The sequence below is a fragment of the Microbispora sp. H10670 genome (assembly GCF_014161385.1).
In the GTDB taxonomy this organism is placed as follows: domain Bacteria; phylum Actinomycetota; class Actinomycetes; order Streptosporangiales; family Streptosporangiaceae; genus Microbispora; species Microbispora triticiradicis.
On record NZ_JABBWW010000011.1, the window covers coordinates 229,661 to 240,607 of the forward strand.

The 10,947-nt window shown below is 67.0% G+C and carries 16 protein-coding genes; 1 reads left to right on the forward strand and 15 read right to left on the reverse strand.

Annotated features, from left to right (window positions below):
• Window positions 1–41: 41 nt before the first annotated feature.
• The 13 genes from HHX33_RS18200 to HHX33_RS18260 form a co-directional block, all read right to left on the reverse strand.
• Entirely contained in the window at window positions 42–1,208 is a 1,167-nt protein-coding gene (locus tag HHX33_RS18200; protein WP_182875639.1) for a hypothetical protein, read from the reverse strand.
• Window positions 1,195–1,440, reverse strand: coding sequence for a hypothetical protein (locus HHX33_RS18205; protein WP_182875640.1), 246 nt, complete (start codon window positions 1,438–1,440; stop codon window positions 1,195–1,197). Before HHX33_RS18205 ends, HHX33_RS18200 begins: the two co-directional genes overlap by 14 nt.
• Before the next feature lie 11 nt (window positions 1,441–1,451).
• The gene (locus tag HHX33_RS18210) at window positions 1,452–1,790 is read right to left on the reverse strand and encodes a hypothetical protein (protein ID WP_182875641.1); all 339 of its coding nucleotides are present in this window, start codon (window positions 1,788–1,790) and stop codon (window positions 1,452–1,454) included.
• Window positions 1,791–1,867: 77 nt separating this feature from the next.
• A complete protein-coding gene (locus HHX33_RS18215; RefSeq protein ID WP_182875642.1) occupies window positions 1,868–2,026 on the reverse strand; it encodes a hypothetical protein in 159 nt (52 codons plus the stop codon).
• Window positions 2,023–3,081: a hypothetical protein gene (locus HHX33_RS18220; protein ID WP_220501916.1), complete on the reverse strand. Its 1,059-nt coding sequence runs from the start codon at window positions 3,079–3,081 to the stop codon at window positions 2,023–2,025. Before HHX33_RS18220 ends, HHX33_RS18215 begins: the two co-directional genes overlap by 4 nt.
• Window positions 3,082–3,110: 29 nt before the next feature.
• Window positions 3,111–3,500: an RRQRL motif-containing zinc-binding protein gene (locus HHX33_RS18225; protein ID WP_310741431.1), complete on the reverse strand. Its 390-nt coding sequence runs from the start codon at window positions 3,498–3,500 to the stop codon at window positions 3,111–3,113.
• Window positions 3,497–3,985: a hypothetical protein gene (locus HHX33_RS18230; protein ID WP_182875644.1), complete on the reverse strand. Its 489-nt coding sequence runs from the start codon at window positions 3,983–3,985 to the stop codon at window positions 3,497–3,499. The genes HHX33_RS18225 and HHX33_RS18230 overlap by 4 nt, the downstream gene beginning before the upstream one ends.
• Window positions 3,985–4,242: a hypothetical protein gene (locus tag HHX33_RS18235; RefSeq protein WP_182875645.1), complete on the reverse strand. Its 258-nt coding sequence runs from the start codon at window positions 4,240–4,242 to the stop codon at window positions 3,985–3,987. Before HHX33_RS18235 ends, HHX33_RS18230 begins: the two co-directional genes overlap by 1 nt.
• Window positions 4,239–4,688: a hypothetical protein gene (locus HHX33_RS18240; protein ID WP_182875646.1), complete on the reverse strand. Its 450-nt coding sequence runs from the start codon at window positions 4,686–4,688 to the stop codon at window positions 4,239–4,241. The genes HHX33_RS18235 and HHX33_RS18240 overlap by 4 nt, the downstream gene beginning before the upstream one ends.
• A gap of 326 nt (window positions 4,689–5,014) precedes the next feature.
• On the reverse strand, window positions 5,015–5,377 hold the full coding sequence (locus HHX33_RS18245; protein WP_182875647.1) for a hypothetical protein: 363 nt from the start codon (window positions 5,375–5,377) through the stop codon (window positions 5,015–5,017).
• On the reverse strand, window positions 5,377–5,691 hold the full coding sequence (locus tag HHX33_RS18250; protein ID WP_182875648.1) for a WhiB family transcriptional regulator: 315 nt from the start codon (window positions 5,689–5,691) through the stop codon (window positions 5,377–5,379). The genes HHX33_RS18245 and HHX33_RS18250 overlap by 1 nt, the downstream gene beginning before the upstream one ends.
• Window positions 5,691–5,831 carry a hypothetical protein gene (locus tag HHX33_RS18255; RefSeq protein WP_182875649.1) on the reverse strand — a complete coding sequence of 47 codons (141 nt, stop codon included), beginning with the start codon at window positions 5,829–5,831 and terminating at the stop codon, window positions 5,691–5,693. Before HHX33_RS18255 ends, HHX33_RS18250 begins: the two co-directional genes overlap by 1 nt.
• 292 nt (window positions 5,832–6,123) lie before the next feature.
• Window positions 6,124–6,909, reverse strand: coding sequence for a GntR family transcriptional regulator (locus tag HHX33_RS18260; protein WP_182875650.1), 786 nt, complete (start codon window positions 6,907–6,909; stop codon window positions 6,124–6,126).
• A gap of 74 nt (window positions 6,910–6,983) precedes the next feature.
• Between HHX33_RS18260 and HHX33_RS18265 the strand changes: the two genes are divergently transcribed.
• Complete coding sequence (locus HHX33_RS18265) at window positions 6,984–7,418, forward strand: NUDIX hydrolase (RefSeq protein WP_182875651.1); 435 nt, start codon at window positions 6,984–6,986, stop codon at window positions 7,416–7,418.
• 938 nt (window positions 7,419–8,356) lie between these two features.
• Here the strand turns inward: HHX33_RS18265 and HHX33_RS18270 are convergent.
• Both HHX33_RS18270 and HHX33_RS18275 read right to left on the reverse strand, forming a co-directional pair.
• A complete protein-coding gene (locus tag HHX33_RS18270; RefSeq protein WP_220501917.1) occupies window positions 8,357–9,790 on the reverse strand; it encodes an ATP-binding protein in 1,434 nt (477 codons plus the stop codon).
• A gap of 511 nt (window positions 9,791–10,301) precedes the next feature.
• Window positions 10,302–10,724: a hypothetical protein gene (locus tag HHX33_RS18275; protein WP_182875652.1), complete on the reverse strand. Its 423-nt coding sequence runs from the start codon at window positions 10,722–10,724 to the stop codon at window positions 10,302–10,304.
• Window positions 10,725–10,947 lie beyond the last annotated feature (223 nt).

Here is a 10,947-nt window from a genome sequence, read left to right on the forward strand (position 1 = left end):
TCCCGGCGGCTCGATGCCGGGCCGGGAGGCGCGGGGCTGGGTCACTGGCCGGTGAAGAACCGGCCGTTGTACGGGAGGACCACGCCGTTCCGTACGGCGTCCATGACCTCCTGGTAGGCGGCGAGGAACGTCCGGTGCGCCTCGGCCATCCGCTGCGTCAGCTCGCCGACGTGCCCGGAGAAGTCGCCCAGGCCTTGCACGGCGCGGGGGTCGAGGCCGACCTTCTCTAGGCAGTGCCGGTGCAGCTCCTCGTACGCCTCGGCGTAGCCGCAGATCCCGGCGACCTCACCGGTCATGAGGTTGAGCAGGTCGGCGTCGCTCTCGGGCTCGAAGGTGGCGATGCGCTGAGAGATCTGCGCCCAGTCGGCGGGGGCCAGGGCGCGGAGAGATTCGTCGCTGCTCGCGGCCTGGGTCGTGCCGTCGAACATGGATCGCACGTCGTTCGCGGTGCGAGGGGTGGGGATGCTCATGGTCTTCTCCTTCGGGTTGTCGGTCGTGCTGTCCGTCGAGCTGTCGGAGCTCGCGGAGTCGTTCGGGAGGTCCAGGGGGCGGCGGCTGATCAGCAGCTCAGACCCGCAGGGGCAGGTGATCCCCTCGGCGGTCTGTCCGGCCGGGATCGTGATCGTGTGTTCCTTGCCGCAGTGGCGGCACTTGACGGTCGCCGTGAGGGGCGCGTCGGCGGGCTTGCCGTTGACGGTGCTGCCGTTCACGGGTTTGCCGTTGGCGGCGGTCGGGGCCGGCGCCGGGTCGCCCTTGGTGGTCCGGCTCCACACCGGGGAGCGGTCCGTCTTGGTCTCCCATCGGCGGCGCGCGGCGGCGGTGATGGTCTGCCCGAGCTTGATGGCGGCCTGCTTGGTGGCGTCTTCCGCCTTCGCTTTGGCGGCCTCCTGGCGGGCGGCCTTCGCCTTGCCCCACCGCCAGGAGTGGCCGGTCGCGCGGCCGATCAGCTCGGCGGCGGCCTGGCCGCTGCGGGTCGCGGTGAGCGGCCGGGCGCCGCTGGCGTTCCACGCGGCCACGAGCAGGCTCGGCTTGTCCGGGCCGGTGGCCGGCGCGGGCTCGCCCTTGGCGGCGCGTTCCTTCGCGCGTTCCTTGCGGGCCGCCTTCTCCGTGGCGCGGGTCTGGGCGTTCGGGCGGTTGTTGGCCTTGGCCAGGCCCCAGCCGCAGTACCCGATCAGGAGGGCGACGAGCACCCACTCAATGACGCCCACCGAGCGACTCCTCCCTGAGCTGGGCGGCGGCGACGGCCACGGTCAGGCCCGTGACGAGTGCCACGCCGAGGGCCAGCGCGACGAGGACGGGCACGGGCGGGATGTCGAGCAGCGAGCAGACGGCCAGCACGGCGATCGTGAGCCCGAGGAAGCCGAAGAAGCTCGGGCGGATCGCCCAGGCGCGGGTCAGGATGTCGCGGAGGTGCGGCGGGTACGTCGGGTTCGTGGTCATGGCGGGGCGCCTCACATCTGGTTGAACAGGGACACGAGGTCAGAGCTGAACAGCTCGTTGGCGACGCGGCCGATCGCCCCAGGCGCGGCCAGGCAGAAGAACGGGACCGCGACCGCGAGGACGTAGGTGATGCGCTCGATCTTCTTCGTCAGGTAGTCGATGACGATGGCGGCCAGGCCGATGATGGCGACCGCCTTCACGAAGTCGTTCGCCCAGCCGGTGACGGGGTTGGCGCCGTACTTGGCGACCAGGCCCGCGCCGAGCACGAGCAGCGCCACGACGACCTTGTCCCACTTCTTCGCGCGGATCATCAGGCCCGCGATGACGAGGGCGGCGATTCCAGCCCACATGGCGATCTCTCCTAGTGGATCGTGTCGGGAGTGGTGGAGTGCGTGAGGGGCGCGGTGGGGTCCCAGTCCAGGCGGACTCAGGCCGTACGCCCGGAGACCAGGCCGGACAGCCACGCCACGACGTGCGGGTGCAGGCGGGTGAGGGACAGGCCCCACCAGGCCAGAGCGGACAGGATCGCGATCGTCATCAGGTGGCTGATGACGGATTCGCGCTGCGGCCGACGTGTGCTGCTCATTGGGCCACCTCCGCCGCCCCGTTTCGGACCTTGGAGACCCAGCCGATCGACCAGCCGGTCTTGTCAGCGAGGGCGCGCACGCTCGCGCCGGGGGTGTTCAGCACGAGAGCGCGGGCGTCGTCCTCCGGCAGCCGGGGGGCGTTCACCGCGAGCGCCTTGCGGGTGTCCACGGCAGCGTTCACGCCGCCGCTGCCCGCGTTCACGACCTGACGTTCACGGCGTTCACGGGCCATCGCCTCAGCCCGTTCACGGGCCTGCCGCTCCTGCTGTTCACGCACCTGGCGTTCACGCTCGGCCCGCTCGCGCTGTTCGCGTTCACGGCGCTCCCGCTCGGCCCGCTCGGCCTGTTCACGGGCCTCCCGCTCCTGACGCTCCCGCTCCTGCCGGCGTTCCTCCCTTTCCACCTCTTCACGGCGGAGGGCGATCTCGGCTTCCCGCTGCTCACGGGCCGTTCTTGCCTCGTGGTCGAGCCGCTGCTGCTCCAGCTTGGCGGCGTGCTCACGGGCCTCCCGATCGAGCCGCTCCTGCCGCTCCTGCTGGCGTTCACGCTCGGCGCGCTCGGCCTGTTCACGCTCACGCTGGGCCTGTTCACGGGCCTCGCGTTCACGGCGCTCGTGGACACGCTGCCGCTCGGCCTCCGCCTGCTGTTCACGCTCGATCCGATCGAGCGCCTTGGCGATGGCCCGGCGGTAGGCAAGACCGGCCTCAGCGGTCACGATCAGCAGGAGCGGGGCGACCGCGTGAACAGCGACCCCGGCAAGATCGTGCTTCCAGGCGGAGTCGCCGATGTTCAGCGCCACCGTGAACAAGCCGGTGAGCCAGCGCAGGACAACCGGCCAGGCTCCGCCGTTGCCCCCGAGCCGCGACACCGCCGAATCGAGCCGGATCACGATGACCACGGCCGCGTCGACGACGAGCGGCAAGATCGGGGCCGTCCAGTCCCAGTCGTCGGGGGTGACCCGCTCGACGAGCGGCGTCACCGTCAGGACCGAGAACAAGATGGCGCCCGCGGTGATGGCCCACGTCCCGACGCTCAACGTCCGCTCGGCCACCATGATCTGCTTCTGTGACAGTGGCGCAAGCTTCATGCCGCGCTCCTTTGCTGGGTGTCCGCGCAGTCCAGGCAGGTGCCCAGGTGGCGGGGCAGGACGTAACCGGCGTCCCTGCGGCAGTCGGGGCAGGTCCGGCGGGCGGCGTTGGCCTTGGCCAGCGCGTCGAGCTGGGCGGGGGTCGCAGTGCGCTTGGGCAGGGCGAAGCGGACGTCGTACAGGTAGGCGGCGCGCACCCCGAGGGCGCCGTGCCGGCGGGACGCCCACAACACCTGTGCCTGGACGCCCTGCCCGCCGGGCCGGAGTCCGGCGGCGGTGAGCTGGCGGCAGGTCAGCAGGTGGGCGGGCGCCATCCGCCAGGGGTAGGTGGGCATGCCGTACCGGGACCCGGCGGGGTCCCAGAATCGGGAGCGGATACGGCTCACTTGTCCCGCCTCCCGTCCTGACCTGCCCATGTCTGCCGCAGCCGGTGCACGGCGGCGATGTCGGGCAGGTCCTTGGGGCGGCGGGCGGCCTGCTTCCAGCGCAGGACGTCGCCCAGGCGCATGAAGGGCAGGCCGTCGATGACGTCCGCGGTGCCGATCAGGTGCTCGGTCGGCCATCCGGGGGTCCAGCGGTCCACGAACTCGATCGCGGCCGTGGGGTGGTGGACCACCAGCCCGTGCCCCGACAGGGCCGGTCGCGGGGCGTCCAGGCTGGTGGCGATGTCCCAGGCGGGACCGGTGGCCACCACGTCCAGGTCACCTATCCGGGCGCGAAGGCCACGGACGAACAGGGCAGCCGAACCGCAGATCACATACGTGCCGTGGGGCAGGTTCAGCCGAGCGAGTTCAGCAAACAACCCGGCGGGGTCCGTCAGCAGCACACAGGGCGACGGCTTCGGCTGCATGGCACCGGTGACGCTGGTCATCACGGGGTCTCCCTTGCGTGATCAGTGCGACCGGCGGCGGCCTCGCGCAGACGGGCGGCGGCCTCGGTCGCCAGCTCGGCCAGCCGGTCCATCGCGGCAGCCTCGGCGGCCAGGTCGGCGCCAGCGGCCCCTAGGGCGAACCAGACGTGCCGACTGGAGACGGTGAGGAACGACACCTGCCGCTCGGCGTTGAAGTCGAGGCCCATCTCCTCGGCGCGCGGCCTGTAGATGGCCACGCTCGTGTGGATGTCGCTCACCGGGACACCTCCGGGTCGTCCCTCGTGGCCTCGGCGGCGGCCTGCGCCCCGTGCCAGGCCTGCTCGCGCTCGTCGATGCGCTGCCGGGCCTCGTCCATGGCCCGCAGGCGGGCCGTGACCGCGTCCAGGCCCTTGCCGCGCAGTTCCTTGACGCGCTCGTGGTAGACCTCAAGGTCACTCACGCCGGGCCCGTGGGGCGGGGAGCTTGACGGCGTCCCCTGCGCGCCGGCGATGCGGGCGCGCTCGATCAACGAGGCGAACGCGATCAGGGTGGGCTGGTCCATGAGGTCCTCGGCCCAGGCGACCATCAGCGTGTCGTAGGCGCCCAGCGGCAGGCCGCGAAGGGCGTGCCGCCAGACCGCCCGCGCGGAGGCGATCGAGTCCAGGCCCGGCAGCTCGACGCACGGCGCGCTGTCCAGAGGGCTCGTGGGGATGGTGGTGGTCATGCCGGGCCTCCTACAGGCCGTTTCGGGCATGGGACAGGGAGCGGCACGCGCCGCAGGAACGGACCGGGCGGACGCCGTGCAGGCGGCAGATCTCTACCTGCAAGCCCGGGGTGTGGCAGCGCGGGCAACCGGTCGCACAGCCGTGGTCGCGCTCGCACTCGGCGCAGTGAAAGCGAGCCATCAGCGGCCACCCCCGCACGGGGGAGCCGCGGCCGCCCGGCCGCACTCAACGCAGACCGGGGAGTAGCCGGCGCCGTGGACCGGGCACCGGGCCTGGTCCTCGCTGCGGTGGATGCCCTCGCACAACGGGCACTGGTAGCGGCCCATCAGCCCACCTCCGGGGCGTCCGGGCCGGACACCGCCTGCTGGTGGCAGGCCGCACACAGCCACTCCTGGCGGCCCGTGAGCTGGTTGAACTGCGCCGCGACGTCGGCGGCCATACCGCACTCGATGCAGGTCAGCTGGATCTGCTCGGCGGCCCACGCCGGAGCCGGGCCGTGAACGGTGGTCAGCGCGTTGCCCAGCGCCACCCACACCGCCCACGCCTCGTCCGTGGTCAGCGGCACACGGCCGTTACCCACGCACAGGTAAGCCGGGTACGCGCCGCCAATACGCACCGTGATCCGGGCGGTGCCGGACTTGTTGTGCGGGGCGGGGGAGCTGACGGAGAAGTACCGGGGGGCGGTCATCAGGCCGCCTCTCGCTCGTCGGCCGGCACCAGGGACAGGGCGCGGATCTCGCGGGAGGTGAACCCCGCCCACACGCCCTCACTGGGGCGGATGGCCAGGGCGTAGGCCAGGCACGCGGGCCGGGCCGGGCACGAACGGCACACCTTCTTAGCCGCGTTCTCCCGGTACCGACGCACCCCGGGCCGCTCGGGCTCGAAGACGTCAGGGCCGGTGAACAGCTCGGCGTCGGCGATGGTGCAGGCCGGTCCGGCCTGCACCATCGCCTCGCGCAGCTCGCCCACCAGGCCGGGCGCGGTACGCGTACGGGCGCCCATCAGGCGGCCTTACCGGCGGAGGCGTTCGGCCGGCAGATCGGGCAGGGGTAGGGGCCGGAGCCGGGGTTCCAGATCTGCCCGTTGCGGCAGTCCGAGGTGCATCGGTCGGACCGGGCGCGGGTGGTGTGGGCGACGGTCATCAGGCACCCGCCTCACACCGTGAGCACGTCGCGCTACTGCTGTGGCCACCGCAACCGGTGCAGGTGTACACCGGCTGCGACGGGCCGTCGTTCGCCCCGGCAGGCCACTGCTGCCGAGCAAAAGACCCATGGGTCATGATGAGGACACCTCTCTAAGGGGTGCCGGGGCGTGGATCTCTCGTTTGGCGACTTGGGCCACGCCTCGGCTTTTTGATGTCCAGCCCACCTCTCGTCTACTCGACTAGAGGAGCTGTCGCTCATGTATCTCAAACTCGTCTAGAGGAGTCAAGCGCTATCGCGCAGGAAGTTGGTAGGAGAGCACGTACGCGTCACTCGACATAACCGTGTCGCACACTTCGACAGCCCTGCCGACCTCCGCGTAGGCCGTCCGGATCAGATGGAAGACCGGCACTCCGGGGGCGAGCTTGAGCGCCCTGACCTCGTCGCGTAGAGGCATCCGTGACTTGATCTCCTCGTCGAAATGATCAAGTCGGTAGCCCAGCTCCTCCAGGCGCGCATAGATGCCGCCCGGGCCGGAGTCAGGTTCCGCAATCCGAGTACCCCCGGCAATGCTGGAGGGGATATAGGACACCGCTGTCTCAACAGGATGGCCATCGATCAGATACCGGCGTGACCTGATGATCACCGTTGCGCCTTGGGGGAGTCCGAGCCGGTTCAGTACGTCGTCTGGCGGTTGGGCCTCGCTGATCTGGATCGAGTCGACGGTCGGCTTGCCGCCGGCACCCTCTGTCTCGACGATGAACGCTGCTTTCCCTTGCTCTCGATGGCGACGAGCGAAGCGATCGGACGCCAGGCGTCGTACGGGAGGCCGTGAGCGCACGAACACCCCACGGCCATGCTCAGCAACCGTCAGCCCTTCGCTCTGCAAGAGCTGGAGAGCATTACGAATGGTCATGCGCGCAACACCGTAGTGGGCCATGAGTTGGCTCTCCGACGGCACCTTCGACCCGGGCGGAAGGGTGCCGCGGTTCATGGCCTCGCGCAGATGGTCGGCGATCTGCTTGAAGACCGGGCGGTCGGATGTCGCGTCGAGTCCCGGCAGGGCGATGTCCGCCAACGGTCAACTCCTCCACTCGTACATACGTGCACTACCGTGAGTCTAACTGGGCAGATAGGCCATCGGAGGGCCGCATGGATCAGGACAACCGCCACTCGGTGAGCGTCGCCGGCGTCATTCTCGACAAGCAGGGCCGCGCATTGCTCGTCCAGCGACGAGACAACGGTCATTGGGAGGCGCCCGGCGGAGTCCTGGAGCGAGAAGAAGACATCCTCACGGGTCTTCGTCGGGAAGTTGCCGAGGAGACCGGTCTTGAGGTTGAACCCGAAGCGCTGACCGGGGTCTACAAGAACATGACTCGGGGGATTGTGGCGCTCGTGTTCCGATGCCGCGCCATCCGCGGGACTCTCACCAAGACAGACGAGACGAAGGCCTTCCAGTGGGCGACTGCCGCGGAAGTGTCGTCAATCTCGTCCGAAGCATTTGCGATCCGCATCCTCGACGCGATGGAGCATCGCGGCCACCCGGCAATCCGGCAGCATGATGGGGTGCACTTGATTGCCCTGTGAGTTCCAGCGTCCCTGATTCAGTCAAAAACCGCGTTCAGTTCGGATAGGCGAGCGAGGCCCCCGTGTACCCTGGCACCTCCCAGAACAAGAAGCCGGTCACCAGCGCAGCCTGGGCACCAGCTGATCTGGTTAGTCCGAGAAGATCGGCGTCACGGGCGACGATCAAGCGTGATGATAACTTCCCTCATGGAATCAAGCCGCCTTCGGCAGGCGAGCATGCTTGACAGCCCTCGACTGCACCTAACTGGGGAGAGGGAAAAGAGGCTCAACGCGGCCTGGGAAGCCAGTCATGGCCCGTATCTCCAAAAATGCACGCGAACCACATAGCGATCCACCGGGCCGCGCGCCCCGCCTTCTCCGGCGGGCATGCAGCCTCTTCGGGCCGGCCCGCCGTCGAGGCGTACGGGCAGGCACCTAACAAACCGAGAAAGCCCGGAGACCAAGGGCGACGTTCTTTATGCGCTTCCCAGTTCCTACCGGTTCCAGGGCGGGTTCTTTATCGGCACTAGCGTCTTGCCGTCGTCACACCGCTGCGCCACTTGCCGGCGCGGTGCGCGCCCGCGGGCGACAAATGATGGAGAGAAAAATAGCAGGCGAAGGAGACACGAGCCAGCCTTGGGGCTCCGCCCCAAACCCCGGGGTGTCAGGCTCCGGGATGAGCGGCTTCTGGGAGCAGAAGCGCTGTAGAGGGCTTAGGTAGGTGCCCTGATCGTCCCGCCCGCCATCGACTTGGGCAAACCAAGCAACCCGACTCCTCCGGGTCAAGCCCGGCTGTGCCGGCAGGACCACCAGCGCGCGAGGATGTCCACCGGGATCATGTACACGCGAAGCCGAGCTTGACCCTCTGTCGTCGCCCGATGCCCCTTCGGGATGGGTCAAAGGCAGACGGGAAGATTAGGGATATGGGAGCTGTGAGCTGCGCTAAATCATTCACTCACCTACCACCCGTCGCTAATATCCCAGGCGGCTCTCGGATCTCTCGGAGATTTCCCTATCCACCTAATAAGCCCCTCGCTTTCTAGGGCTTTGAGTCGTGTGGTTATTGCTGGGCGACTGAGATCCAGGCTTTCCGCAAGGTCGCCTGTGCTAAGAGGTTTGCCTGCGGCCCGCAGGGCATCTAACACACGCTCGCTCCCTTTCGGAAGGCGTGCAGCCAAACGCGCATCTAGTCGTGGCAGCGCTGTTAGAATAAGGCGAACGCTTCCGCTGTATTGCTTATACATGGGATCCGTCAACCCAACGCGGCGCATCTCATCAAACATGCGTTTGATGCCCTCGCCGAGTTCTTGGCCAATTCGCAAATCTGCGCAGACGCGCGCAATCCTAGGATTTCTGGCAAAGCGACTTATCTGTAGTGGGGCGTTGGGATTGGCAAGTCCAGGAAACCGTCCTGGGCTGTTGATCTCGATGCGATTTGGGTATATTTCTACTCGTATGTGATCACCGGCAAGGCTATATGATCTATGAATTACGGCGTTTACCAGGCCCTCTAGCCAAACATCTCGCGGCACGATGGGTCTTCCTTCGAAGCGTCCGGACTCCGTGAGAGATCGCCTGATCGGCATTAGTTCTTCGATCTTGTCACTTGCATCTTGGATCGCCTGAGGTATCGGTCCATCTATGCGAAAATCCGATCCCTCTTCTATTCCAAGGGTTGAGCCGGTACCTCTCTCTGTAGTGAGGAAACGTATCACTCGGATATGGGCCTCGGGAAATATGTCCTGAGGGTGCTGGCCGAAGAGTAGATAGGCAGCGTTTGTCAATTCATTGTTTCTAGTGGTAAGACTTCTGGCCCGAAAGACCTTTTCTGCTGAGCTTTGCGCTCTCATGCTGTCGAGGTAGTTGTCGACGATATCTGGATCGAGATCATCGAATGTGATATCGGGGCAGGGAAATCCATCGTACTGGCTTTGCCCCTTGTCAAATTCCAGCTCTTGGCGTTGGCGGTAAGTCAACTTTCTGGACTCGTCGCCAATACGCAGATAGCTGTCTCCGTTTTGTAGCTCGTGTACGCGTTCCCCTGGTTCTATTCTAATTACTAGGAGGGAGTCCCGCTCACCCTGATCGTTGATGCAGGTCACATGGTCGAACCTTGCCCTCACGGGAGGGGATGTGAAGTCGACAGGAGCTTGCCTGTAGGCATTGAGCTTGTCCTCTTTGCCTGTTGTTCCCTCTACCTTGCCGTTCCACAACCCAATCACGATCGTTCCACCTTCGGCGTTGGCGAAGGCGACTAGGGGTATACCAAGATCTTTCGGAGCGATCCTGCTGCTCTTCCGCTCAAACCACTGATCCTCACGCAGGGCCAGCAAGTACGGCCCCACCTCCTCCGGGGGGGCCGAGAGCGCAGCATCTACCTCGTTGGTGGTCACAGGCGTACTCTAAGGAGTTTGAAGTAGCTGATCCAGTTTCAGCGGTCCCAGCTACCCCGTGGCGCGGCCGTCGTGCCAGGGGCGGGAGCTTTTAAGTAAAACTGAGAGTAGTGTATCTCTGCCACGAAACCCCAGGTCAGAGGGGGTGTGCCCTTCCTCTGGAGGTTGGAAGTAAAACTGCAAGTAGCCACACAGCCGATCGCTGTGGGCGTGGCGAGCAGCTGAGACCGTCGAGAGCCGCGCTGACCCCTACGCTGCGAGGGAGGGCCGCTTCGGGGGTGCCGAACCCTACACAGCGAAGTCGGCCTTGCTGGAGCCATACCCGCCCTCAATCGGCCAGATGACGACGATGCCCTGGCTGTGGGCGAGCGCGATCAGTCGGCGCGAGGCTCGGTGGGAAGCAGGATCGCGCGGGCAGCTTCGAGGGGGAATCGGCCGTAGTCGGCGAGCTGCCCGATCATCATGCGCACGTTCTCCCCAGCGACGCTCCCCTTCGCCTCCACCAGGAGCTTCAGGTTCTTGTCGTACAGGTCATTGAACAGCGGCCGCGTCTCTCCCGGGGGAGCATCTGGTGCCGACCCACTGCATGCCCCTTGCCGCGCGAGTAGTAAGCGAGGGTCTGCACAAGGCTGGCCTCCTGCCGCTCGACCTCGTACGGCTCCTGTGCCGGGTTGACGAAGCTGCGCTCGGTGAGGTCCTGGAGATGATCCCTGGCCTCGGTCCCAGTCTTCTTCGCATCGTCAAGCAGCCGGGCCAGCTTGGTCTGCGGCGGCTGCGGATCGGTGCGAATCGGCTTCAGCCGGAAGACGATGACCCGACGCAGCGACCCCCCTCCGCTCTCCGACGCGTCCGCCTCGCACCAGGGGTACTCGTCGTACACCGCAAACCCACCGAGATAAGTAACGGTGCCGCGGGCGCCCTGGAAGACGCGCAACGGGTGCCCTTGTTGAGGATGCTCGCGTTCCCGGGAATCATCCGCTGGTCGCCGTACTGCCCTTCGCCGCTCTAGTGGCACAGGCCGTCGGGCCATCTAGAAGATCACTGAAAATCTTGCGTTCTGGCCTCGCTTGGGACAGCACGGGGCCAGACTTCGTCGGCATGCAGGGTGAGTGGACCGGGGAGCCGGTCGGACCGGATGTGTGGGTGACCTGCCGGGA